Raw genomic sequence first — 24,221 nt, 5'->3', positions numbered from 1 at the left:
GCGGTCCCGGGCGTTCTGAACGGAAAGGACCTCAAGTGGCTGATGTCTTCGTCCTCGACGCCGCGCGTACGCCCGTCGGCCGCTATGGCGGCGCCCTGGCGGACGTGCGTCCCGACGATCTCGCCGCCCATGTCGTACGGGCGCTGGTCGATCGGTCCCCGGCACTCGACCCCGCCACGATCGACGAGGTTGTCTTCGGCAACGCCAACGGAGCCGGTGAGGACAACCGCAACGTCGCCCGGATGGCGGTCCTTCTCGCCGGACTACCGACGTCGGTGCCGGGCGTGACGGTCAACCGGCTGTGCGGATCAGGCCTGGAGGCCGTCGTCCAGGCCACACGCGCGATCGAGACCGGCGACGCCTCACTCGCGCTGGCCGGGGGAGTCGAGTCCATGAGCCGCGCGCCGTGGGTCCTGCCCAAACCCGCCCGGGCCTATCCGCGCGGACACGAAACGCTGCACTCCACGACGCTCGGCTGGCGCATGGTCAACCCGCGCATGCCCCAGGAGTGGACGATCGCCCTCGGCGAAGGCGCGGAACTGATGGCCGACATCTACGGCATTTCCCGGGAGGCCCAGGACGCCTTCGCGCTGCGCAGCCACACACGCGCCGCTGCAGCGTGGAAGAACGGCATCTACGACGGCGAGATTGTGCCCGTTGACGGAAGCGGATTGACCAGCGACGAGGGCATCCGCGGGGATGCCACGGCGGAGACGCTGGCCGGCCTCAAACCGGTCTTCCGTACCGACGGCACGGTAACCGCGGGCAACTCTTCACCGCTCAATGACGGAGCGGCGGGCCTGCTGCTGGGTGACGAGGCCGGCGCACGCGGCACCGGCCGCGAGCCGCTGGCCCGTATAGCCGGCCGGGCAGCCACCGGCGTCGACCCTCACATGTTTGGCATTGGACCGGTGCAGGCTGCATGGACCGCGCTGGAGCGAGCCGGTATCGGTTGGGATGACCTGTCCGTGGTCGAGCTCAACGAGGCGTTCGCGGCGCAGGCCCTGGCCTGCCTGGCCGAGTGGAAGGAGCTTGATCCGGAGATCGTGAACCCCAACGGCGGCGCCATCGCCATCGGTCACCCACTCGGCGCCTCAGGCGCCCGCATTCTCGGCAGCCTGGCGCACGAGCTTCACCGGCGCGGCGGTGGGTGGGGTCTCGCCGCACTCTGCATCGGCGCCGGACAGGGGCTCGCTGTCGTACTCGAGGCCTGCTGATGAGTGCACCGCTAGACGCGAACCGAGCAGCCCAGCTGTCGCGCGACCAGGAACAGGAGGAAGGCTTGCAGGAGGTCTCATACCCCACGCACCGCGTCGCTGGTCGCAGGCCGGTCGATGTCCACGCCGTTGTGGAAGGCCCCGAAGGCGCCCCTGTTGTCGTTCTGTCCCCAAGCCTCGGCAGTACCCACGCGATGTGGGAGCCGCAGGCGGTATCACTTCGCGACCGGTTCCGCGTGGTGCGCTACGACCATCGCGGCCACGGCGAGTCGCCCGTACCGCCCGGACCCTACGAACTGGCGGACCTTGGCGCCGACGTACTGAGGTTGCTGGACCGGCTGGAGGTCCAGGCGGCTCATTTCTGCGGGCTTTCCTTGGGGGGCATGACCGGCATGTGGCTCGCAGCGCACGCTCCCGAACGCGTCCGCCGGCTCGTCCTATGCTGCACGTCCGCCCGCCTCGGACCGCCGGAGTTCTGGGCGGAACGGGCGGACTTGGTTCGGCGAGAGGGAACCGCAGCGGTAGCCGATGGCGTCGTGACGAGGTGGTTCACCCCCGGCTGGGTACGGTCGCACCCGGAGGTCGTCCGGGACATGCAAGCGATGGTGGCCGCTACGCCGGCGGAAGGCTACGCATCCTGCTGCAGCGCCATCCGCCGCATGGACCTCACCGACGCCCTGCCTAGGATCCGCGCCAAGACGCTCGTCATCGCGGGTTATGAGGATCCGTCCACTCCACCCGAGCACAGCCACGCGATCGCCGAGGGCATCAGGGACGCACGTCTCGAGGTGCTCTCGCCCGCCGCGCACCTCGCCAACGTCGAGCAGCCAGAGGCCCTCACCCGTCTTCTCGTCGAGCATCTACTCGGGGAGGAGGAATAATCGGGTGCACGTCTCACTTGCGGATTCGGTACATACGACGTCAGTCGGGCGCAGCAACGGGCGCCGGTCCCGAGGTTCACGCGGGCATCCTGTCGGCAAACGGCTCCGAGTGCCGCGGGGCCGCCTTCCCCGACCAGCAGATGTACGGCAAGGCGATGCCAATCAAGACCTTTCAGGCGCAGATCTCAGGTGATCTGGCCCGAGTGACCTACACCTATGACGTGCCTGCCCTGAACCAGAACAAGGAGCCGTGGGTGCGGGAAGACGGCACGTGGAAGCAGGACGACTGCTGAGCCTTGCCTCAAGTTCGGCACGCTCAGCCGCGCCAGCCTGAGCGATCGTTGGCGAGGCTCCGGTGGCGGTCCATCGGCGAGGATGAAACCGAGCTCGACCTCCACCACCGGAACCTCAAACACTCAGCGCCTTCGTGGCGCCGTCTCGGTCGAGTCGGCGACGAGGCTCCACTCGTCGACCATGTCGGTCAGATGGCCCGAGGCGTTTTTGAAGGTCAGGTACTTGCCGCAGCTGACTGCTACCAGGCCTTTCCGCGGATCGGGGGCACGTCGAGGTCGGGCTCGTCGCCGCGGTGCTCGGCGAGCAGCTGCCGACGGATCGAACGCCAAGCGACCCGCTCCTGCCGGTGGGCGAGCTTACGGTGCGACTGGAAGGTGCAGAGCTGACAGCCGCAAAGGTTCGGGGCCTGAGCCGAGGGCTGCCGGTAGCAGCGAGTGCGGTTCCAGGCGGGCGAGGCGAGGTACTCGTCGAGGTCGCAGGGGCCGGAGCCGTGTCGGTGGATGTCGGTAAACCAGCGACGCAAGTGCGGATCCAGCTGCTGCACTCGCTCGGGTCGGTGAACGTCGGTACGGGCCATGTGACGACCGCCTTCCGGCCGCCCGCGCACGGTGCGCGGGACTTAACGCCTGGGTGGCATGTCGATCACCTCCAAGGGGTGGGGCGGACGCCTGGTATGCGAGTGGTGGGGGCGTGCCCGGCACCCAGATCAGCCGGGGGAACACCCGTTACAACTTTTTGGGTTGCGCCGTACATGTTAGGCCCGGGCTCCGACGAGATTTGACCACCTAGCCGCGGCCGGCGTCCTCGGCTACCAAGCAAAGCTCCGAGCTGGCGATAGCCGGGGAGCAGAGGGATGCCGGACCTGTACGCCGGTAGCGGTGGGTCGGCTGCGCGGCACGGGCGTCCACGACTCGTGGCTAGTGGGACATCTCGTCCATTTCCTGCTCCCGCTGACCTTGCCGCAGGCGCGGCGGTTCGTTCCCCTGTTCGACCCGAAGGCGGACAGGCGCCCATAGGTCGCCTGGTTCAGCGCGTTGATGGAGGCCCGAGCGGCGGACAGAACGTCGTACCCGGCTGACATAGTGACCAGCGGCCTTGTGACGGTGGCGACGGCCATGAGGATGTGGGAGTTGCGAGGGTGGGGGAGTTGATGACAGCGACTGTGCCGCTGTATGCGATTCAGAGCGACCGGGCTGCCGGTGTTCTCCTCGGTGCGGCGTGCGGTGACGCGCTGGGCGTGCCGTACGAGTTCGGACCGCCGCTTCCGGCGAACGAGCAGCCGGAGATGCGCGGTGGGGGACTCGGCCCGTACGCGCCGGGTGAGTACAGCGATGACACCCAGATGGCGATGTGCATCGCGGAGGTGTCCGCCACCGGGGCGGACCTGCGCCGCAGCAACTCCCTCGACCGCGTTGCCGGCAACTTTCTCCGGTGGAAGCGGGAGGGCGCCAGCGACATCGGGGCCCAGACCCGCAAGGTCCTGGACGCGGTCCCGCACGTGAGCGGACCGGGCATTGCCGCGGCGATGCGAAGCGCAGCCGCCGATCTGCACCGGCGGACTGGCCGCAGCGCCGGTAACGGGTCCCTGATGCGGACCGCGCCGGTTGCGCTGGCCTATCTCGGCGACCCGGAAGCGCTCGCGGAAGCCGCCCGCGCAGTCAGTGAGCTGACCCATTACGACCCCCTGGCTGCGGACGCGTGTGTGCTGTGGTGCGCCGGGATCCGCCGGGCGGTTCTCGACGGGACCTTCGACGGGGTACGCGAGGGTCTGGACCTGCTGCCCGCGCAACGCCGTGACCGATGGTCGGGCTGGTTGGCCGAGGCGGAGTCCAAGCCGCCGGAGCAGTTCCGACCCAACGGGTTTGTGGTCCCCGCGTTGCAGGCCGCCTGGTCGGCGATCACACACACCGACATCCCAGACCACAACCCGGGCCACGGCAGCTTCCCCTGCCAACATCTCGAACACGCCCTGACGGCAGCGATCCGTGCCGGCGACGACACCGACACCGTCGCGGCGATCGCCGGGGCCCTGCTCGGCGCCCGGTGGGGCTCCTCCGCGGTGCCCCTGGCCTGGCAGCGCGTCGTTCACGGCTGGCCGAGGCGGCGCGCGGCGGACCTGATCCGCCTGGCCGTGCTGACCGCCCAAGGCGGCCAAGCCGGCCAGGGCGGTTGGCCGGGCTGCGCCCGCGCGCCACGGCCTGTGGTTGCACCGTTGATGCAGGCACACCCGCACGACCCCGGGGTGATCCTCGGCAACCTCCACACCGACGCAGCTGCAGCGCGCGCCACCGCGGTGATCTCCCTCTGTCGCGTTGGCTGCGACGATTTCGACGACGTGCCCGTCGCCAACAGGGTCGGGGCGTGGCTCGTCGACCAGCCCGGCGCCAACGCACACCCGCACTTCGTGGTCGATCAGGCCGCCCGCATGCTGCTCGAGTTGCGCAAGGAGGGCCATGTCGTGCTGCTGCACTGCGCCGCCGGTCAGAGCCGCACGCCAGCGGTCGCCGCCCGCTACACAACCTTGACCACCGGCACACCGGCGCGCGCCGCGCTGGCCGAGCTGCGTCGGCTGCTCGACACGCACGGCTGGACACTCAACCCGGAACTACGGCAGGTCGTCGAACAGCTGTGACGCGCTACGCCGCGGCTGCTGTAGGCCGCGCAGGCACAGGCGAGAAGCCGGCTGCAGGCGAGGCGGACCTATGGCCCGGCCCATGAAGGGAGCGGCCCACACCACCTGCCGGAACAACTTTGGTGCGGTCGGGGGACCGCCTGCCCATGGAGACCGGGATCCCGGGGGGAGCGGGATGGAAGAAGACGGGTGCACGCAACGACAGCCAGCTGCACCCAACGGCACCGAACAGCAGTGAACGGCACTGGGGCCCACCTGCAGTTCTGCGCTTCCGGAGGTCGGCGGCGGTGCGACGTCCGGCTTCACACCGGATTGCTCAGCCATTCTGAGCGGCAGTCGGCCGCAATCTATGTCCCCTGACAGGGGAGTATGCGCAGGTCAGAGCGGTAAGGAGCCGCTGAGTGCCTTGGCCTTGAAGTGGGAGCAGATTGGGTGCAGGTTGGCGAAGTGGTCACCGCGCCCGAAGTGCTCACCGAGGCCGGGCAGGGCAGAGGCCTCTGACCTGCGATGATGCGGGCGGACGGTCCGGCGTGACCTCCCAGAGAAGACCGAAGAGGTCAGACTTCGGCGCTCCCCGCTTGGCCGGTGCCGGCTGTCGTCGTGGAGCCCGCTGACGCCACTCAAGAGTGTCTGTCGCATCGGCGTACGGCTCTGGGGCCGGCCGTGTTGCTGGCGGTATCGATCCCGGGGGCTGAGACTCGAATCCCACCAGCAACCTCCTGGCCAGGGCTGGTTGCTTGGTGACCTCTTCGGCGGACCCGAAGGAGTCACCGCCTACGTGGTTCTTGCGCTTCTGGTCATCCTGTTCACGAGCTCGGTCGTCACGTTGGCGATCACATGGCTGCCTTGTCTTGGCGTGAGGCGGCCTCGGTGGTTGGGTGCTCATGTCGGCGTGGATGCCCGGCTTCGTCGGCATGTTCGCCGGGCTTGCATGGATGTGGTTGCTGGCGCTGCTGCCCCTCGCGGGCCGGTCGTCACCCTGGCCACGGTCGGGCCCGCCGCAGCCGGCGCAACTCCTCCAGCTCGGAGGTCGTGGGCCGGTCGTCACGCTGGCCACGGGCGGCCCCGCCGCAGCCGGCGCAACTCCTCCAGCTCGGAGGTCGTGGGCCGGTCGTCACGCTGGCCACGGTCGGCTTCGTCCTGGCGGATCCAGTTCCGCAGCGCCTCGTGGTGCACCCCAGGCTGCCGCGCCAACTGGCGGATCACGGGCTTCGGGTCAGACTCCCGATACAAAGGCACGGCAGGTTACGCAGCTCATCGGGGTACTTCTTCGGTGCTGCCACGGATGACTCCCTTCAGCTCCATCGGAGCGTGATCGAAAGCCTCCGAGCTACCGGGGGAACCTCACCCCACGCCTGCTCGGCGACACGAGCCGTTACCAGACAGCAGTGGGCGACACTTTGAGACCGCATCCGCCGGCAGGGGTCAGCCCCCTCCGGGGTTGCGTGCTCCGCCGCAGGTCCCGGCTCCTTGTCACCAGCCACTGTCTGGCCTGACCGATGATCAATCGTGGCCGACGGTCAATGGTGTCGCAAGACTGCGGTAGCCGAATTTGGCCGTTTAGATGTCGGGTTAGGGCCGCCAGGCTGTTGCCCGCGTCGATGCCGGGTGTATCGTCCCGGCATGCGTTGTCCTCAATGTCACGGCATTGATGTCCGAGAGCTAAACGACGGGCTTTGGCAATGTCAGGGCCAAGTCATCGTGAATGCAGTCCCGCCGGGGCTGGGCGGAAACGCGGGGGCCGTTCCAATTCCCATTTATGGGCGGTGTGGTGCGACGTTCTCATTAGAGGATGAGCAGCGCGCGCAACGCCACCGGGAGACCCAATCGGCCCGTCGTGATTCCGAGGCGAAGTTGTGGTTCGAGCGGGATCAACTTAACAAGGACCCCGAAACGCGGAAGCGGATCGCGGAGCTGGCCCAGAAACTCATCAATGCGCGATCCGAGGACACGGTCGGAGTCATCGTCGACGTTAAAGTCCCCCGAACGCTACCGTTCTTGAAGGCCAAACACGGACGAGCTGAGGTTTATCGAGCTTGGCCGATAGGCAAGAGCAGCAAGGGTGAGCCGGCCATACGGGAGGGCATGGCTATCACTCGCGATGGGAAACTCGTTAGCGTCAGCCATAAGTCGCCGTCGGTGCAGTTCTCACCATCCCTTCAGTGGGTGGATCCGGCGCGGTCAGATTTCCGGGGCAACATAACTGGGCAGATTTTTTTTGACGATTTCGATCGCTTCCCCTACGCGCTCGTATTGCAACGACTAGAGCGAGAGTGGCGGGCCACTGTCCATCAATCGGATAGCGAGAAGCCGGCGGAGGCGCCGAGCCTGCCAGTACGCGGTAAGGCCCTGAGTGAGCGCGATATTCGCAAGCTGGGCCGCCTGTATGACAAGCTTGGAGCGCTCAAACGCGCCAATGACCGGCAGTTGGATTTTTATGGAACGCCGGACAACCCCAGGGAGCGTGGCCGCCCAAGCCGGGCGGCTCGTAAGAGCTTCGCTCAGCAGCGCCGGAACGAGGCAGAGATGCAGCGTCTACAAAACGAAATTGACCGGATCGAGGGGCTGATTTGACGCCTGCGGATGGGTGGCTGTTGACCGCAGCGGTGACAGAGCATCTGTCCGGGACGAGGGGCCTCGTCAAAAGCGTTCACTTCGGTCTTTCGCGGTGGGCCAGTATGGACGGCTGTCCGCGGCAAACCGCCATGGGTCGGCTCGATCGAGGTGCCCGGTCCGATTAAGGAACCGACAGGTTCAGCGCGGCGCGCCCGTCGTTGCCGAGCTTATCGACCGCGACACGGTGGTCGTCGCTAAACGACGCCGCTGCCGCCGCGTCTTCCCGTCGACCGGTCCGCCCAGAAACCATGCCTCTACTGCCGCCACAGGGTCATCCGGCCTCCGCCCGCCTCTCCGTGCCTGACATCATGCCTGAAACACGACGGCAGCCGAAGGCAAACGCTTGCGTACTGCGAGAGAGGTGCAACGCGGACGTCACGTACCTCAGGGAACGCCACGACTTTTGCCGGAAGCGCCTTGCAAGCGAGGGGTAGCCCTACATCGCCATGGATCCAGCAGCCGCCGTCGCGCCAGCAGGCGGTGGCGCTGCGTTTGGTCCTCGACGGGAACGCCGACGTGGTGGTGTAGCTAATCTGCTATTGACCGGGGCGGGAGCCACGCGGTTAAGGTGGGCCACCTTGGGTGCTAACGCACCTGGGCGAGGCGTTGGGGCGCACCGCCGGTAGCACGGCTGCGACAAACCGGTATGGGAGGCCGAGGTGGGTCTGTTCCGCCGGAGCTCGAAGGATCCACTGTTGACGGACGGCCACGTCACGGTCTTGCTCCATCGGGCCACGGTGGAGATGGACTACCAGGCAGTGCTGCAGCTGCACCGTATCTATGCTGGCCAGGCACCGCCCGGTGAGCTGTGGACGTGGTGGCTCAACCAGGCGGAGGCGTTGGCGAGGTCTGGCGAACGGAGCCTTGCCGCGGCGGCGATCGACTTGTCACGCAAGGCCAACATCGAGCCGTGGGACCCGTTGACTGCTGGACACTACGCCCGGATGCGAGCCATCGAGGCCATGTGATATTCGGCGCGGGTGGCCGGATCCGGCGACGCCGCCTAGAAGGAGATGCCCCGCCACCGGCCCCGCGTGCTCCGCTGCCCAGGCCGGATTAGCTTTCGCCGGTCCTGCGCCAGTCATCCGCGGCGACATGCACCCAGAACAGGGCGGCCGCTCACCCGTTCCAAAAACGGCGGGCGACGGTGAGGATGTGGGTGGTCGGCCAGTCGAGGGGACGGTCATCGAGATCGGTGAGTGAAGCGACCGGCGCAATCCGGTTTTCGATTACCCAGTCGTTGCGGAGCCGGGTAGAGGCGGGGTCGATCTTGAAGCCCGCTTCGGTCAGCAAGTCCGTCCACTCAGCGAACCCGAGGCCGCAGAACTGCTCTTTCGTCTCCGACAGCCAGTTGTCGGCATAGTCCTTGCGGGTCAGGTAGTCCATCGCGGAGCCCAGTTCGAGTTGCACCGTGCCGTCGGCCAGGGCCTCGTAGGTGAACGGGAACGCGAAGTCGGTCGCGAACTGATCCAGCCGCGCCCGCGTCGACAATCCCCCCACGTACCGCCTGACCTCGACGGAGCTGAGACTAGCGAGATCGCGCCGTGGCGATGCCGGGTTGTCGCCGTCGTCGGTGGCGAGCCGCAGGATCACCGGACGGTAACGGTCATCCGGACCGCACACGTCGCTGTTGATCCAGACGCCGCCCGGCACGGTGTGGTCGTGGATGCGGCGGGCGAACTGCAGTACTGACTCCCGCTGCCGCCCATACGACCAGATCTCGTGGGTCAGGGAAAAGGTCAGCGTGGTGTCCACCGATCGGTCCTTGAGGATCGCTCCGCCGAGGACGTTCCGCTGGAAGAAGTACACGTTGGCATTGCGGAAGACACCCTGCGCCTTTTTGTGCATGCACTCCTGATAGAGGTGGCGGGCGACCTCGACGCCAATTAGGTCGCTTTCGTGCAGGCCGGCTTCTCGGTCGGCCAGTTCCAGGACCGCCCCGGCACCGCAGCCGATGTCCACAATCCGGCCGGGCTGCACGTACCGGCGGACGGCGGCCCATTTACGCTCGGCGGCGCTGGCGAAAGCCTCCACGTACGTCCGGTAGTCGCGGGTGGTGGTGAGGCCGCCCTCGTCGCCGACGAGGGGATCGTTGACCACCGACCGGACCGTCTCGACCAGGTGGTAGCGCTCGAAGACGTCGATCGTGGCGGGGTGGGTCAGCTTACGCCAGGTGTCGTCGCCCGCAGCCAGGCGCAGCAGGACGTCCCACGGCCGTTCGGGCATGGTGCGGACGTCGGGGTCGGCCTCAACCAAGGCGATCGGGAAGCCGAGCCGTTCGTAGAGCTTGGTGACCTGCGGCGTGGAGCAGGCGACCAGGGTGTCCGCGGGGGTGAGTTCGAGCCCGGTGGCGACCGCGATGGTCTTCAGCGTTACCTCGGCGAAGGCGTCGGTGGGCGCGGTATCGAAGATCGGCACCACCACCGAGCGCAGCCCGCTCAGCACACTGAACCGCTCGATCGCGGCCTCACGTCGGTGGTACGGAACCGGATTGCGTCTGGTGTTCTCGTGATTGGCAGAGGTCACCGCCCAGACGATCGTGGCAGCGCCGTCCTCAGCGAGCCGGTGCAGGTAGTCGGCCTGGAAGCAGGTAAGCAGGTGATGACGCCCCGGGAAGAGCACAAAGCGGGTCGGCAGGCTAATCGTGATCACCTCACGCGGTACCGGGGCCGACGGGCGGACTCAATCATACCGGGGCTTGTCCGTCTCCTCTGATCGGTGGAGCGCCACCCCACACATTGAGCGGCATCATGGATGGGGTTGTCGGTTGGAAACTGAGATCGGAGTTGATGGTGCGACGCCGTTTCAAGCAGATCCTCGAGGACCTCCGGCACCGCCGCCTCATCGACCTCTACGCCACCACGCTGGTCGCGTTCATCTTCGCCGCGTTGCTGCTGGTGGGTGCGGATCTGCCGGACAGCGTACGGTGGTCGTTGCTCTTCGCCGGGCTCGGTTTCCTGCTGCTGCGGGCCGCACTCGCGAACCATCGCGAGGAGCGGTTCCTGGACCGCAGCGACTACGACCGCACCCCGATCACCGACGATCTCCGTGCCGCGAAGGATGTGTGGATCTTCGCGCCGGTAGGGTCCAACTTCCTCACTGAGGAGCGCTGCGACATCCTGCGGCGTGGCCCCCTGGCAAAGGATGACGGGACCGTGCGGATCGTGGTGCTCAAGCAATTCGACCCAGGCGATCCGATCTCCGAGCAGCTCGACGCGTTACTGGACTTCCCGATACAAAAGGCAGCCGACTCGCTGCGGGAAACGCGCGCCCGGCTGGCGTCCATGGCGCAGTGGACGGTGAAGGGCACCTTCGCCTATGGCGAGATCGCGTTCAACCCGGGCTTCAGCATCGTCGCGGTTAACCCACACTCGCCCGGCGGCTATGCGAACGTCGAGTTCCACGGCTTCCGCAACGATGCAATCCGCTCCCGCATGCACATCCACCTCACCCGCGACGACGGGCCGTGGTACACCTACTGGCTCGACCAGTTCGAAGCGATCTGGCGCTCAACCCTCGCCGACCCCTCATGACGGCGAAGCGACATCGAACACGGGGGCCCTGGGCGAGGTACGTGAAATCGCCTACCGCATCGGTGCGCGGTTGGTCGTCCGGCAGACCGTCGCGGCGCTCGTTTCGGCCGGCGGCAGCCGGCCGCAGGGAGGTGTAATTCTGCTGACTACGGCGATCTTCACCGGGGCGGGGATCAGCGGCGACGAGCCGGCGGCCCTGCCGCGCGGGTTCGGCCTGCGTGACGACGTGCTGAAGACCATGCACGCGGCCGCCCGGGACGTGCTCGGCTCGCTCGTAACCGACGACCAGCTCGACCGGTTCCGCAGCGGAGCGTACAAGCTCGAAGTTGTTCTCGGTCGGCTGTGGGGGACCGTCGGCCCGGACGCGCTGGACTGCATCTTCGCGTTGCGGGTCCGCATCCCCAACGAAGCGCACATGCTCTCCGCTCTGCACCTGCTCCGCGGGGGCACGCACGTCACCGTCAACTTCGACATCGGCGTGGAGCTTGCTTACGACCTGATCTCTGGCCGTGCCGACCTGCCGGTTGACGCGCCGCACGACTATCGCGGCGCACTCCCGGCCTGGCGGGCGCTCGCCCAGACCGACCCGCCGGCCCTGCTTACCGTGTCCAGCCATGACGAATTCGCCGCCTGGCTGCGGGCCGGCCGCCCGGCCGCCCTGCTCAAGGTGCACGGTGGGCTTGACCGGGAGCAGCGCGCGTTGGCCGACGTGGTCGTGGTGGACATCGAGGAGCTGGCCCAGCTGACGGCCGAGCGCACTGCAGCCGTTGAGGGCCTGAGCGCGGCTGGCCGGCTGCTCATCACCGGCTACTCGGGCGGCGACCCGGACGTGTACGGCCCATTGCTGGCCGCCGCCGCACAGACCTCCGCCACCTGGTGCTGCCTGAGCCTGCCCGCGAGCTCCGTCGTCCTGACGGACGCACGAGAGCACGGCGTCGACTTGGTGCAGGGGGAGCCGGACGGGCTCGCCGTCACCGCGTTGCGGCATGAGCTGGGCGCGCCCGGCCCGCCACCCTGGCCGTCGGTGCCGCTCGCCGGTGAAGCATACGCGGAGCGCTTCGCGCACTGGCGAAAGCAGCTGCGAGATGCACACCCGGCCGAACTGATCGCTCAGTCCTGGGCCTGGCTGATAGCCGACCTCGGCGACCTGGACACCGCCGAGGCGATGTTCGCCGCGCTACCTGAGGTTGCGCCGGGCGCCCGGCTGCGACACGCGGAGATCCTCTACAACCGTGCCCGGGGCGACGACCGAACCCGGGCCGGCCGGATGTTCCGGGAAGTCGCGACGGGTGCTGAGGACGCGGCCACGCGGCTGCACTGCCTTCTGCGGCTTGGCGACCTGGCGCGCGGCCGGGCGAGCCGGCGGAACAGCGGCGTGCGGGTCGTGTCGGATCTCGCGGAGGCCTACGCCCGTCCCGTCCAGGTCCTGATCGCCACTGGCAACGGACGCCACCTGCCCGAGGAGGCCGGCGGTGCGTACCGGGCGCTGCAGCAGACGTCGCTACGCCTCCTCGAGCAACTGGCATCAGTCGCGCCTCGGGCGTTCTGGCCGTCCATCGCCGTGCTCTGCTATCTCGCCACCAAGCTGGGTGGACGTGCCATGCGGCTGGTTCGCAACGGCAACAGGCTCTCGCTGGTCCGCCAGCATCGTGCCTTACTTCGGGCGCTGGCCGCTCTGCTGCGAGGCGGCCCGGCGCCTGGCGACGTCCGTTCAGACATGCTCGCGTTGCGAGCTACCTACCGCGCCGCCGACGACTTGCCTGGGGCGGCCAATTGCGACGTCACCCTTGCCGTGCTGGCCTGCGCAGACCGCGATTGCAGGGCGGCCCGGGCGCTGGCCGCTGAGGCGCTCGCCGGGTACGCCGAAGGCCGTCCTGATGGTCGTCCGTTACCGTCCGGCCAGGCTCTGGTCGATGTCGTGGCCCGGCTGATCGACAAAGCTGACCCGTCTGGTTGTTGACCGAAGGCGCGGTGCTCTTGCTGTGCGGGTGGCAGCGCCTGCCGTCGGCTATCCGATGGGGATCCAGCACGCGCGGTCATATGTTCGCCGCCCTCGATCAGCAGATCTGCCGCCTATGCCGTCCCCCTCACCGGACGTCTTGCCAGGCTACCCCTGCCGGCCAGGAAGGCAGACTCGTCGTCGCGCCGAGCCCTTTGGGAACAACGATATGCAGCGATCCATTGCGTACCCGCTCGATGCGGACAAGGTGGTCCCACACGGCTTGGGTGACCTCGTCAGGAACGTGCACGGGAAGACTGAGCCGCTCCAGCACAGCGAGGACGCGCGCCACCAGGTCGGGGTCGGTGTGGCCGGTTCGCGCCCCCAACCTCGACGCGACCGCCATGCCAGCCGCTACACATTCCCCGTGCAGCCAGTCATAGCCCAACTCCGCTTCGATGGCATGACCGACGCAGTGGCCGAAATTGAGGGGGCGACGCAGATCTCCCACCTCCATTGGGTCGCGACTCAGTTGTCGTAGTTTCTCCCTGATGGCGAGCCGGACGACCGCCCACGCTAGCGCGGGATCGGATCTGAAGTTTCCCAGGGTGGCGGTTGCTACGGTCTCGAAGAGCTCTGGGCTCCCGATGACAGCCACCTTTATCACCTCTGCCAGACCGGAGGCGAGCACTCGGTCGGGCAAAGACCGGATTGCGTCCGGGTCGATCACAACGCCGATTGGATGGTAAAAGGCGCCGATGAGGTTCTTCTGCCCGTGCAGGTTGATGCCTGTCTTCCCGCCAATGGCAGCATCGACCTGCGCCATGAGGGTCGTGGGGAGCAGGGCGTACAGCACACCGCGCATATACGTGCCCGCAATGAAGCCGGTGATGTCGCAGGTCACGCCGCCTCCGATGCCGATCACGAGGGTGCGGCGCAGCACGCCGGCCGAGGACATCTCTCGCCATATCCGCTGGACCGATTCGATGCCTTTGTCCGACTCCTGCCCTGTGAGACTGGAGGTGCCCAGCGTGGCGAGGCCGCATGTTAGAGCTTCCTCCCGTGCGGTCTCCAGCACCGACTTGCAGGCATGGTCAGCAACAAAATAGACGGTCGAGCACTCATACCGGTCGCGGGCGGCCGCCAGCAACTGGCTGAGGGGCACGGTGAAGGGTGACCCGACGCTCAGGGTGTATTCCTCCGTGTGAATCCACGAGACCGTAATCTCGTCATCGCCCTCGACGCTGCACAGCCGCGAAACTCGGGGAGCAGCGGTGCCGAGCGCCGACCTCCGGCCGGTGGTCATCGGTCGTCCTTCAGGGCCAGACCCTCTGACGCTGCTAGGGGGTCGGGGACGGAGACTAGAGTTCCGGGGCGTGCCGGTCCATACAGCCGCAGCACCGTATCTGGGCGTTCGGCGATGAACCGATAGCGCTCCGGAGTGCCAAAGTCCCAGAAGAACCGGTCGCCGATGTCGAAGGTACGCATCCGCCCTGCGCTGATCCACGGAGGGAACAGGTCCTTTTCCATGGATGCGCCAGGCTTGAGGTCCATCGCGGTGAGCGCGGTGCGGTCTATCAGGGCGGCGCCGGTACTGCTCTTCCGCGTTCGAGCGATGCCCGGGAAACCGATGGCATCTGGACCCCCCTCGGCCGAGGACAGCAGCAAGCCATCGGCGCGGACTTCCAAGGCTCCCTCGTTCTGAGGGCTGCGGTCGCAGACGACGAGATTGCAGTAAGCAGGTTGTGCCTTGACGGCAGCGACAAGGGCGAGTGGATCGAAATCAGCGACGATATCGCCCATGACGAGGAGCACCCAGTCGGTCCGCACCGCCCGCGCGGCTCGGACGAGGTCATGGCCGGTGCCCTGAGGCTCGGAGATGTCCACGACGACCCCGCTTCCGAGCCATGGCTCCCCGCGAAAGTACTCAGCGATGGCTTCACCCATGTGCCCTGCCGCAACGCGTACAGACGCCACCCCACAACGGAGGTAATGGGCCGCGAGGTAGCCGATGTATGGCTGGCCCCCAATGGGCAACATGGCCTTCGGCAGGGGCGATCTAAGGGCAGCGAGCCGGGTTGCTCTGCCGCCCGCGAGGACGATGACCGTGACATCACGCAGGGTGTCTGGGGGAGTGTTCACCGACCCTCCGACTCGCTTCCTGTAGGAAAGATGTCCCCCTGCCAAGAAAGCCGTTCGGTGTCGACGTCATTGCCGCGGTAGATGGCCTGACCGCGGACGAGATGTGCATATCCCACGGGCGTCGGCTGCAATTCGTCCACCGACCTGTATCCGAGAGTCATGCTCATGCGTTCGGAGGTGCCGCGATTGGCCCCCGCGGAATGAAAGAGGAGGCTGTTGAACAGCAGAACGCCCCCGCGTGGCACCTCGCATATGAGGGCCTGATCGGCGTATCCCGCATATTCCTCGTGCTCCGCAAGGTGGTTGCCGCCGCCTCCGTCGGACGGCAGCCCGACGTAGGGAAGAAGCTGGTGAGATCCCGGTATGAGCCGGGTCGCTCCGGTATCGACAGTGGAGTCGTCGAGATAGACCAGAACGGTCACAATCGGACGGCTCCACTGGAGCGAGTCTCGGTGCAGGCCCGCACCGCCGCGCCCGGGCACCTGGTGTTTCGGCCCGTTGAGGGTCAGGTGATTGTGGCGGCGCGTCAGGTATTCGATGTTCGGCCCCAGCAAGTCCTCAACGGCATCAAGGAGCCGAGGATGCTCGATGACCTCGCGGTACACGATGTTCCGGTCCCAGAGTTGGTCTAGACGCGCGATGGAGCCGCCAACTAGCCTGTATGGCCTGACGTGTTCCGCGATTTCGCACCGTGCGGCTGCTTGGACCTTGTCGATAAGGGCGGAAGGGATTAGGTCATTCACAACGAGATAGCCATTGACCTGGAAAAAGGTGCACTGGGCATAGTCGAACATTGCCCCTGCCTCCGCATCGCTCGTTGGGAGCCAAGCTCCGGGGAAGCTAGACGCTACCCGAACAACCTTGATCATTGGTAGGAGCCGATGAACCCGTTCTGGTACTTCGCCCATCGAGCCGCGCAGCAGTCCACGTTCACGGCCACACGGGCCGCGCCCGAGTCCGGGTATCGCATCTGCATTGAGGGACTGGGCGACTGGGGAAACCGCGTGTACCGGCCGGCGATCGGTGCGGCACGGGCGAGCGGTTCATCGATTCACGCCCTGTACCGGGACGTTCGCCCGCTTTCTCTGACCCCGGAACTGCGGACGTGGGAGCAGTTCGAAGAGAAGCGGAGTGCCTACGAGCCGCCGCCCGAGGCCTGCGACCTGCTGATCGTCGCGACCCCAGACACAGCTCACCTCGGAGTTCTCGAAGCGGCGGCGCACCCGGTTGGTGTGGCGATTGTCGAAAAGCCGTTCGCCGCCACGGCGGCCGAAGCTGCCCGGGCGTGCGACCTTCCCGGACTGGTGCTAGGCGTCGATCACTACCCGGCCTACATCGCCGCCGCTGCCGACTATGCGGATCAGATCTGGGAACATCTTGGCGCAGAAGTAGAGTCGGTCCGCTTCGTGCTGCTCCAGCGCGCGCCCATCGAGGTGCCTCGGATACCTTCGTTGGGCACTGGCCTCACCTTCGACATGCTGTCCCACTTCCTGGCCCTGCTGGTCTCATTGGGAATCATGGGACCGCTTCAGTACGCCGCCGTGGCGGGTGCCGGCCAGCACCTGCCGCTGTCCCCAGCCACTTCCGCCGGGGGACCGGGTCATCCCGAAGGTCTTGTGTATCAGGCCGAGACATGGTCTGAAACCCGGTTCACACTCGCCATCGGGCAGCCCCCGTCCACCGTGTCCTGTACAGGCCTTGTGGGGAAGGGCTTCCCAGTCGACGTCCGCTTCCTGGAACTTGTCGCCAGCTCCGGCGCGGCAGTCCGACTCGATCTGGGCAGCTTGTCGTGGCGCGAAGTCGGATACCCCCACGGCGTCGTGTCACTGCTGAGCCCCGCGTTCCGCAACAACCCTGGCACGTGGCTGCGTCCGGATCCTTCACAGATCCTTGCGGTCGGCCCCCAGCTCACGACGACCCGGCCGTACGACGGCATCGTCGGGCAACTGACCGGCGGCCCCACGGCCTCTCGGGTCTCGTCCTGCCTCTTCACTCTCAAGGAGTGTCAGTGGATGATGAACCTTCTCGAACCCCTCGGGACAGCGGCCCGGCAGCTAGCACGCAGCAATGACCGCGCTGACCACGACCTAGGTAAGTATCCGGCCATCGACGATCGGTGGATCTGGTGCTGAACCGGTCGGGATCCATGTCCCTGCTGGTCGAGGGCGGCGGGTCACACACGTGGGTCGCGGTGACCGACGGAGAGCGAGTCCGGGCGGAGGCGAAGCTGCCCTCTCTCAACACCATTGGTGCCCCTCGCGGGACGCCGCGTGCCCTGCTGCGGCAGGTAGCGGCGGTGACAGGGGGAGTTACCGGAATCGAGGAGGCCCTGTTCGCGGTCGGTGCGGTCGGCACATGGCACTACCTGGAGGAGTTCAGCAAGCTGCTCGTCAATACCCTCCCAGAGTCGCTACGGCCGGTCCGCCGCACCTTCGTCACGAATGACGTCGTTCCGCTGCTCTTCGCCGAGGACCGTAGATCGCAGCAGTTGGTGGTTATCGCCGGGACGGGCTCAGGTGTAACTGCCCGTCGTGGCTTCGAGGCGGTCGCCCGGCACGGCGCCCACGAATACCTGTTCGGTGACGACGGTGGCGCCTACGACATCGGGCGCCAAGCGCTGCGAGCGGTCATCGCCGCGGCGGAGGGGCGCGGTGAGCCGACACAGCTTGCGGCGCTCGTGGAACGGCGCACCGGCGGTATGGAGTTGGACTATTACGTTTACGGGTCGGACAACCCTAAGCAAACCGTCGCGGACTTCGCCCGCGACGTCTTCGTCGCTGACCAGGACGGTGACCAGACGGCGCAGCATATCCTGGACTGCGCGGCCGACCGTCTCGTGGACGTTTGCCGAGGAGCCCTCACGGCGGTTGGGGCCAAGTCCCCGGTGACCGCGACATTTACTGGGACCCTGGTCACCGAGCCGACCGGTCGCCTACGTACTCGACTCGAGCGGAGATTACTGGCCCTGGGTGCCACAGCCTTCCGGTCTCAGACGGTGGATGTTGCTCTGATGTGCAGAGCATTGAAGGAGCTGCAATCCGACCAGGCGCTGTTCGACCGGATTGCAGGGGCAGTGCCCACGGTTCGGCTGTGAGGGTCCGGCCCGCCCCGCTACGCGTGGCGATCGTCGGGTATGGGGTCGTCGGCCCACTTCACGCACTCGCGTATCAGACGATGACCAAAACGCTTCCCGGCCTCCCGCGAAAGCCGGAGGTGGCATTGGTCGTCGATCCTGACGCGGCGGCGCGCGCCCGGGCATGCACCGAGTGGTCCGTGCCCTCGCGGCCGCCCGGGGCGCATCTTTGGGACGAATTCGCAATTGACATCGTGGACTGCTGCGCTCCCTCGAACCTGCACGCGTCAGTCTGTAGTGGGGCCTTGTCAGCCGACCGGAGTGTACTGTGCGAAAAGCCGCTGACCGGGAGCGGCGATACGTCTGCCGCTCTGGTGGCGCTGGCGGAAACCAGGCGTGTCACGTTTGGTGTCAACTTTAATTTCAGGTGTATTCCGGCCCTGCGGGAGGCCAGACGCCTGGTGCGCTCTGGCGCGCTGGGCGAAATTCGCAGCCTACGGGTCGAGTACCACCGGTCTAGTAACCTGGCCCGTCACCAGGTCGGAAACCCGCCGGTCAACGTTAACCGTGGCGCCCTGCTCGACCTCGGCCCGCACGCCATTGACATGGTGCATTTCCTATTTGGCGCTATCACCGGAGTCTCCGCCCGTACACACTTTCACGACCCGTGCGCGTCTACCGCAGCGGACGACATCGCGAAGATGGAATGCGTCCTGGATAAGGGTGCGCTCGGCAGTGTGGAGGTATCGAAGATGACTGCGGGCGCGACGAACGACCTGCGGGTGTTCGCGTACGGCACCGAAGGCGCTCTGCGGTTCACCAGCGTTGAGTCCGATACGCTCGACCTCTTCCAGGGTGCGCAGTACGCGACCGCGCACCAGCGGTTGCGGTTCGGCATGGGCGGCCTGGATGAGGAGATCGCAGTCATTCCGCCGGAGACAGGTAGCAGCGTTTTGACCTGGCACGCGGCGTCTCTCGCCGCGTTTGCGCGTCGGGTAGCGGGCGAGGACATCCCCATCGCGTGTGCCCGCGATGGTCTCGGTGTGGATCGTGTCCTGGACGCCGCCCGCACCTCGGCCGCCCGATCGGCGGTGTGGGTGCCGGTCGCCGCCTAGCTGCGGGCGGTCAACGGACCCATGCGATGTCGTCGATGCAATCCCTCTCGCGCCAGAGCTTGAACGCATCGACCCGCGTCGGATCGACAGCCATGAATCACAATGGCCGGCCGCGGGTCGACGCGGCAGCGCGTGGATCCGGGGCCGGGCCATGGCATATGGACTCACACTGCGGCGACCGGTGTTGCCCGGCCCAGCGCCGGCGGCCTCACCGGACACAGCTTGTCCAGGTAGCGCCAGAGCGCATCACCGCCGTTGTAGAGGCTGCGGTCCTGCTTACGCGCCTCGAACAGGGCGGTGAAGCCGGTCGTGGCATTCTTGGCGAAGAAGTTGTTCGCCAGGGTGGCGATCCGGTAGGTGGCGTGCGGGTTGACCGGCCGGTTGCCGATCCGGATGCTGGCCGGGGCGACCCGCTCGCCGACCGGCGTCGTCGGGTCGTAGGTGTAGCGGACGTTGCTGGAGGCCGAGATTTGCCGGTATTGCACGGACCCGTCGGCGGCTCGCTGCCACTGGCTCTCCAGCAGCGCGTCGAGCTGCGCGCCGGTGATGTCACCCCGGACCAGGCCGACGCCGATGCCGCTGTCGTAGACGGTGCCGACGGCGAGTTCGGAGAAGAGCACCCGGCCCGGCGCGTTGGCTGGGTTGGCCGGGTTGGCGGCGTATTTGTCGTCACGGCGGAGGATGCCCGGCATCGCGACCGCGAGGTCGGCCCGTCCGTCCTGGTCCGCCGCCCACTGAAAGGCGTCAGCGGCCACGTTTTACATGGTCGACTCGGCGGCGTCACCCGGCGCGCGGGTCAGGTCGCCGGTCTTCGGCGTGCGCAGCCCCGGGCTCGGGTGCGGCAAGACCCGTGCGGGATGGCCGCGCAGGGTTGGAGCGCAAGAACCGCTGAACCCTCGCGGAGCGCGGGTGAGGTGCCACCGGACGGGATGCAGCGGTTGCCTCACCGATCCGGCCAGAAAGAGGTGATAGCGTTCGAGCCGAATGCAGTTAGGCAAGGTCCGTTCGACCAGCTCGGACGGCTGCCGTCGCTAGCAAGGGCTCATCGGTCCCATGCCAGCCGTCGACAGAGCCCAGAGGGCACACCAAACGACGGATGTGCCCCCTTACCAGTGCTGGGTCACCCAACCGCGGATGAAGCGGCAGCGGGTTATCCATTGCGAGCTGCGTGTGTCGGATCGTTATGGCTTTGCCATCGCGCGCCCACACCTGGCTGCCGTCGGGCCAGACGACTGCAGGCTCGCCCTCGGCGTGAAGCTGGTCCTGTGCGTTGACCCGCAGGGTGGTGGGACGTTCGCTCATGACGGCTAGGTCGGTCAGTGGCCACCAAGGCCCGGCCGCCAGCGCCACGTCCCTGCAACCCGTCCAGGCGGCATGTGGCCTGGTGCCTAGAATCTCTTGGCAGGTATCGATAGTGGCGAGCAGGAGCCAGTCCGGGTAGTAATTCCAGGCCGGCTCGAAGAACCAGTCGCGGGGATTGAGACAATAGCGAATGACGGCGCGTCCTTCGTCGTCTTGATCGACGATGCTGCTTTCAGTGTCCCAAAACCAGGCGGGCAGCATGGTGTAGCTGGCGGTGAGGTTGCGGTCGATGGTCGCCACACACCCGTAGGGGCCGATGCGCTGGATCCCGTGATCCGCTGCGGCGCGGACAATGACCCATACTTGCAGCAGTGCGAATTCGCCTGCCTATGTCAATACGAGCTCAAAACGAGCGGATTTATGGGGCTACCATGAGGTCGGCGTTGGCTGCCTCGACGCGGACGGGCGATGAGAGTACGAGGAACGACTCGCGACCGGGGCCTATATTCGTCGTGGCGCTCACCTTGTTCCCGTACACCAGGCCCGCGAGCCGAGCCCCGCCACTGTCGAGGTCGTTGGCGCTGAACGTGACGCGTCCGGCAGCGAGTTCGACGAGACCGCCGATGAGGCGGTTGTTATCGAAGGCGGCGCTGCCGAAGGTGAGCAACTCCTTAGGGTGGCCGGCAAGCAGCACCCAAGCGAGCGAGTTGCCCTCGACGAGAAGCCGAGAGAACCCGGAGTTGAGCTCGCCTGGGTCTCGGGCTTCGCCCAAAATGTCGTCGATTCGGTCGTTGAGTTCGTCGATTCTCTGCGGTGACGCGACGCCGTACAAGCTCAAGCCGCCGGCGATCATGTTGCCCCGCACCCAGACCGGCCCGTGCGGCTCCTCCAGGCACAGCGCCGCCCGAGGGTGGCCGCTCCTAACCTCGAGGTGGTCGGCAAGCTCGCCGATGTCGGGCAGCAACTTCTCGAAGTTCTCGAGGCTGGCGCCGGCGCGGATCAGCTCGGCGGCGGCGGTCGCGACGCGTGCCAATCGTCGGTCTGCCAGACCGGTTGGGGACAGGGCGAACCCCTCGAGCTGACCGGCTGCGACTAGGCGACGGGTGATCGCGGTACGACGGTTGTTCTCGGCTACGGTCTTCAGCGCCTGCAGATCGACGTCGCGCGCCGCCGTGAGGAGGGACCTGGCGACGCCCGTGAAGCGCGGCGACGCATCGGCCTGGACCTCGACAGATGCTGCCATAGTGCAGTCGTCCACGCGGGTCGAGCCGCAGCCGATCAGGTGGACGAGGGTGCGGACCTCCTGGCCACTGAGGTGCACCCACAGCCCGCGCAGGCGTACCTCGCTAACGGCGACGAGCCGGACGAGGTGTTCCTCGAGCCCCTCGTCTCCGATGATCTCGAGATCGGACAGCTCAACCGCGTCGGCCTTGAGCACCTCGAGAGGGGTGCGCAGCCGCAGCCTCGCCCCGCAACCGTGGATATTCAGGCGCCGCACGAACTCGATCGGATCGTGCTCGAACTCGTGGTCGCCCGCGAGTAGGCAGATACACACGTCACCCGCATGCCTGTCTGCCAGATCGCGGATCGCCTCCTCCAACCGCCCGTAGTCGCCGCCGTCGCCGACAGTCGCGCAGCAGCCCGGGCCCCGGCCCGACGGTCGTTGGCACAGCTTGTCGAGGGCCTCCTGGACGGTGCCCACGCCGCCGAGGTCACCGCACGCGCCTGGCTGATAGGAGACGGTGGCGGCACGCCTCGTACGGGCGCTGAAGCGCACCGGCAGACCGGTCGGCTGGCTGGCGGCGTCGAGGAGCCGTGCCTCCAGGGTTGTCTGGTCCGACGAGGCGTGGATGGACCAGGCGACGCTCGCCGTACCGTCGGCCGCGGTCGGCACCTTGACCGGTCCGCTGCCGCCGTTGACCGTGCCGCCGCCTCCGGTGACGGTGAATTCAACCGACCGCCCTTCGAGCGGGATCGGACCTCGTGACACCCCGACCGTGGGCCGGACCGGCAGTGCGACAGGTGCGGGCGCCAGCGTGTTTGGCGTAACCTCCTGCCCGTCGCCGGCGACGTAGAACAGCGCGTCGAGCCCGGTAAATGGCGGGAACACTGGCCTGAGGTCGGTCACCTTGCTGCCCTCGACGAGCGCGAGTGGCGCGTAGTGCGCGTGGATCCCCGCGGCGGGCTGGTCTGCCGTCTCGTGGCCCTTGGGGTCCGCCGTCCGGGCCGGAACGAGCCAGTAGTCGCCCGTGCGGAGCTTCCCGCCGGTCGGGGCGGTGGAGAAGGCGACCGTCAAATTGTGCTCGAGCAGCAGCCGGGTGCCGGGAGCGGGGATCGTTATGGTGCCCCCGGCCAGGGCGGGGTCCGAGACCGGGTTGCCGGCCTCGTCGAATAGAGAGCTGCCCTGGTCCCACCGACGGACACGAAGGTTGCTCCCGACGACGGGCTGGCCCTGCGCATCGAGTGCGAAGTCGGTCGCGGCCAGCGGCTGGGTGAGCAGCACGGTGCGCGTCGCCTCGTCGATGCCACCGCCGGACTTGATCCGGCGCATGACGCCGGGCTGGCCGGCGAGCTCACGGGCTGCGTCGAGGATCTCGATCCATTCGCCGTCGTGCAACGACAGCACTTCGTCGGGACCGAGCCGGTCGACGACGAGCCGGTCCATCGTCGCGGGGACTGAGGTAACTCTGGCAGCCACGGTCGCGTTATCGCGGGACCACTTGAACGTCGCTGTTCCAGCCACACCGGGCGTGTGCACCTCGATGCGGTACAGGTGGTTCTCAACGCCGGTGTATCCACCGGTCGGCGCGATCTGGCAGGGGCTAGGGTCGACGTCGACCGTCGCGGTACCGACCGTCAGGCGCGCCACCGTCGGCGGCTCGGCTTCGAGGAACGGCACCAGCGTCTCGAACGGCGCGCCTGGGACGTAGTTCGCCGGCACCTGCACCGCCTTCACCTGCCAGACGGTGCGCAGCCGGGTGGTGGTGTCCACGCCCAGGGCGGGCTCGACCAGGCCCGGATCGTCGACGGCGGTAAGCTCCCGGCGCCACACCTTCAGGTACACCAGTACCTTGCCCGAGCTCGGGACCTGCGGTGGCTTCGGCAGGTGCGGCTGCTCCATGTAGAGGATGGCGGTCGTGCCCACGAGTTCCGCGAGCGTCGACCGCCACCCCTCGGGCGGTGCGCCGTGGTTCTCTGCAAGGATGCCGTCGACGTACATTCGGCCGATGCCGATGGACAGCGCCCCCGCGTTGAGCGAGACCTTGAACCCGTCAGGGGTCTCGGTGGGAACGCCCGCCCGCCCGATCGTGTCCAGGGCCTCGGCCTGGACGCGTCGCTGTATGCCGGCTGCCTGCTCGTTCCAGTCGGCATCGGTGAGGATGCGCCCCTGCTGGAGCAGGACGGCGGTGTCACCGTCGCGCGCGTCATGGGTCCAGCGACTGTAGTCACCGCTCACGGCGTCCTCCTTGATGCTTG

General features: G+C 67.2%; 20 protein-coding genes. 11 read left to right on the top strand and 9 right to left on the bottom strand.

Going from position 1 to position 24,221, the window contains the following annotated elements; all coding sequences use genetic code 11:
* Positions 1-35: 35 nt before the first annotated feature.
* From FXF50_RS04800 to FXF50_RS29170, 3 genes are read left to right on the top strand one after another with little or no spacing between them, the layout of a single operon-like run.
* Positions 36-1,217 (top strand): thiolase family protein, encoded by a 1,182-nt coding sequence (locus tag FXF50_RS04800; protein ID WP_148425989.1) that lies wholly within the window; start codon positions 36-38, stop codon positions 1,215-1,217.
* Complete coding sequence (pcaD, locus tag FXF50_RS04795; RefSeq protein ID WP_148425988.1) at positions 1,217-2,098, top strand: 3-oxoadipate enol-lactonase; 882 nt, start codon at positions 1,217-1,219, stop codon at positions 2,096-2,098. Before FXF50_RS04800 ends, pcaD begins: the two co-directional genes overlap by 1 nt.
* Before the next feature lie 17 nt (positions 2,099-2,115).
* Positions 2,116-2,391: a hypothetical protein gene (locus FXF50_RS29170; protein ID WP_187399523.1), complete on the top strand. Its 276-nt coding sequence runs from the start codon at positions 2,116-2,118 to the stop codon at positions 2,389-2,391.
* Positions 2,392-2,630: 239 nt separating this feature from the next.
* Here the strand turns inward: FXF50_RS29170 and FXF50_RS04785 are convergent, their stop codons facing one another.
* Positions 2,631-2,969: a hypothetical protein gene (locus tag FXF50_RS04785; protein ID WP_148425986.1), complete on the bottom strand. Its 339-nt coding sequence runs from the start codon at positions 2,967-2,969 to the stop codon at positions 2,631-2,633.
* Positions 2,970-3,542: 573 nt separating this feature from the next.
* Between FXF50_RS04785 and FXF50_RS04780 the strand changes: the two genes are divergently transcribed.
* Entirely contained in the window at positions 3,543-5,024 is a 1,482-nt protein-coding gene (locus tag FXF50_RS04780) for an ADP-ribosylglycohydrolase family protein (protein WP_148425985.1), read from the top strand.
* Between the two features lie 1,044 nt (positions 5,025-6,068).
* Here FXF50_RS04780 and FXF50_RS04775 read toward each other — a convergent pair.
* A complete protein-coding gene (locus FXF50_RS04775) occupies positions 6,069-6,263 on the bottom strand; it encodes a transposase (protein ID WP_148425984.1) in 195 nt (64 codons plus the stop codon).
* A 384-nt stretch (positions 6,264-6,647) separates the two neighbouring features.
* On the opposite strand from FXF50_RS04775, the gene FXF50_RS04770 reads away from it, so the two are divergent.
* Both FXF50_RS04770 and FXF50_RS04765 read left to right on the top strand, forming a co-directional pair.
* Positions 6,648-7,598, top strand: a complete 951-nt coding sequence (locus tag FXF50_RS04770; RefSeq protein WP_148425983.1) for a hypothetical protein — start codon at positions 6,648-6,650, stop codon at positions 7,596-7,598.
* A 737-nt stretch (positions 7,599-8,335) separates the two neighbouring features.
* A complete protein-coding gene (locus FXF50_RS04765) occupies positions 8,336-8,608 on the top strand; it encodes a hypothetical protein (protein ID WP_148425982.1) in 273 nt (90 codons plus the stop codon).
* A gap of 151 nt (positions 8,609-8,759) precedes the next feature.
* Here FXF50_RS04765 and FXF50_RS04760 read toward each other — a convergent pair whose 3' ends face one another.
* Complete coding sequence (locus FXF50_RS04760; RefSeq protein WP_255509892.1) at positions 8,760-10,292, bottom strand: class I SAM-dependent methyltransferase; 1,533 nt, start codon at positions 10,290-10,292, stop codon at positions 8,760-8,762.
* Between the two features lie 98 nt (positions 10,293-10,390).
* Here FXF50_RS04760 and FXF50_RS04755 point away from each other — a divergent pair, with 98 nt between their 5' ends.
* Positions 10,391-11,173, top strand: a complete 783-nt coding sequence (locus FXF50_RS04755) for a hypothetical protein (RefSeq protein ID WP_148425981.1) — start codon at positions 10,391-10,393, stop codon at positions 11,171-11,173.
* A 70-nt stretch (positions 11,174-11,243) separates the two neighbouring features.
* Positions 11,244-13,133, top strand: coding sequence for a hypothetical protein (locus FXF50_RS04750; protein WP_148425980.1), 1,890 nt, complete (start codon positions 11,244-11,246; stop codon positions 13,131-13,133).
* 127 nt (positions 13,134-13,260) lie between these two features.
* On the opposite strand, the gene FXF50_RS04745 is transcribed toward FXF50_RS04750, so the two are convergent.
* Genes FXF50_RS04745 through FXF50_RS04735 form a run of 3 tightly spaced genes read right to left on the bottom strand, consistent with a single transcriptional unit; the run spans position 13,261 to position 16,048 of the window.
* Positions 13,261-14,418: a 3-dehydroquinate synthase gene (locus FXF50_RS04745; RefSeq protein ID WP_148425979.1), complete on the bottom strand. Its 1,158-nt coding sequence runs from the start codon at positions 14,416-14,418 to the stop codon at positions 13,261-13,263.
* Positions 14,415-15,254, bottom strand: coding sequence for an NTP transferase domain-containing protein (locus FXF50_RS04740; protein ID WP_187399521.1), 840 nt, complete (start codon positions 15,252-15,254; stop codon positions 14,415-14,417). The genes FXF50_RS04745 and FXF50_RS04740 overlap by 4 nt, the downstream gene beginning before the upstream one ends.
* The gene (locus FXF50_RS04735) at positions 15,251-16,048 is read right to left on the bottom strand and encodes a phytanoyl-CoA dioxygenase family protein (RefSeq protein ID WP_187399520.1); all 798 of its coding nucleotides are present in this window, start codon (positions 16,046-16,048) and stop codon (positions 15,251-15,253) included. Before FXF50_RS04735 ends, FXF50_RS04740 begins: the two co-directional genes overlap by 4 nt.
* Before the next feature lie 87 nt (positions 16,049-16,135).
* Here FXF50_RS04735 and FXF50_RS04730 point away from each other — a divergent pair, with 87 nt between their 5' ends.
* The 3 genes from FXF50_RS04730 to FXF50_RS04720 are packed head-to-tail and all read left to right on the top strand — an operon-like array spanning position 16,136 to position 19,442.
* Positions 16,136-17,386, top strand: a complete 1,251-nt coding sequence (locus FXF50_RS04730) for a hypothetical protein (protein WP_148425976.1) — start codon at positions 16,136-16,138, stop codon at positions 17,384-17,386.
* Positions 17,371-18,348 (top strand): BadF/BadG/BcrA/BcrD ATPase family protein, encoded by a 978-nt coding sequence (locus FXF50_RS04725; protein ID WP_148425975.1) that lies wholly within the window; start codon positions 17,371-17,373, stop codon positions 18,346-18,348. Before FXF50_RS04730 ends, FXF50_RS04725 begins: the two co-directional genes overlap by 16 nt.
* Positions 18,267-19,442: a Gfo/Idh/MocA family protein gene (locus FXF50_RS04720; RefSeq protein WP_370464076.1), complete on the top strand. Its 1,176-nt coding sequence runs from the start codon at positions 18,267-18,269 to the stop codon at positions 19,440-19,442. Before FXF50_RS04725 ends, FXF50_RS04720 begins: the two co-directional genes overlap by 82 nt.
* A gap of 164 nt (positions 19,443-19,606) precedes the next feature.
* On the opposite strand, the gene FXF50_RS04715 is transcribed toward FXF50_RS04720, so the two are convergent.
* From FXF50_RS04715 to FXF50_RS04705, 3 genes are all read right to left on the bottom strand, one after another.
* Positions 19,607-20,197 carry a 5'-nucleotidase C-terminal domain-containing protein gene (locus tag FXF50_RS04715; RefSeq protein ID WP_148425973.1) on the bottom strand — a complete coding sequence of 197 codons (591 nt, stop codon included), beginning with the start codon at positions 20,195-20,197 and terminating at the stop codon, positions 19,607-19,609.
* Between the two features lie 235 nt (positions 20,198-20,432).
* Positions 20,433-21,044 carry a DUF6745 domain-containing protein gene (locus FXF50_RS04710; RefSeq protein WP_148425972.1) on the bottom strand — a complete coding sequence of 204 codons (612 nt, stop codon included), beginning with the start codon at positions 21,042-21,044 and terminating at the stop codon, positions 20,433-20,435.
* A 118-nt stretch (positions 21,045-21,162) separates the two neighbouring features.
* Positions 21,163-24,201 (bottom strand): DUF6519 domain-containing protein, encoded by a 3,039-nt coding sequence (locus FXF50_RS04705; protein ID WP_148425971.1) that lies wholly within the window; start codon positions 24,199-24,201, stop codon positions 21,163-21,165.
* Positions 24,202-24,221 lie beyond the last annotated feature (20 nt).

Origin of the sequence: Micromonospora sp. AP08 (assembly GCF_008085935.1) — a bacterium.
Classification (GTDB): Bacteria; Actinomycetota; Actinomycetes; order Mycobacteriales; family Micromonosporaceae; genus Micromonospora; species Micromonospora chersina.
Note: the sequence above shows the minus strand (reverse complement) of the source record. Positions and strands in the feature narration are given on the sequence as shown.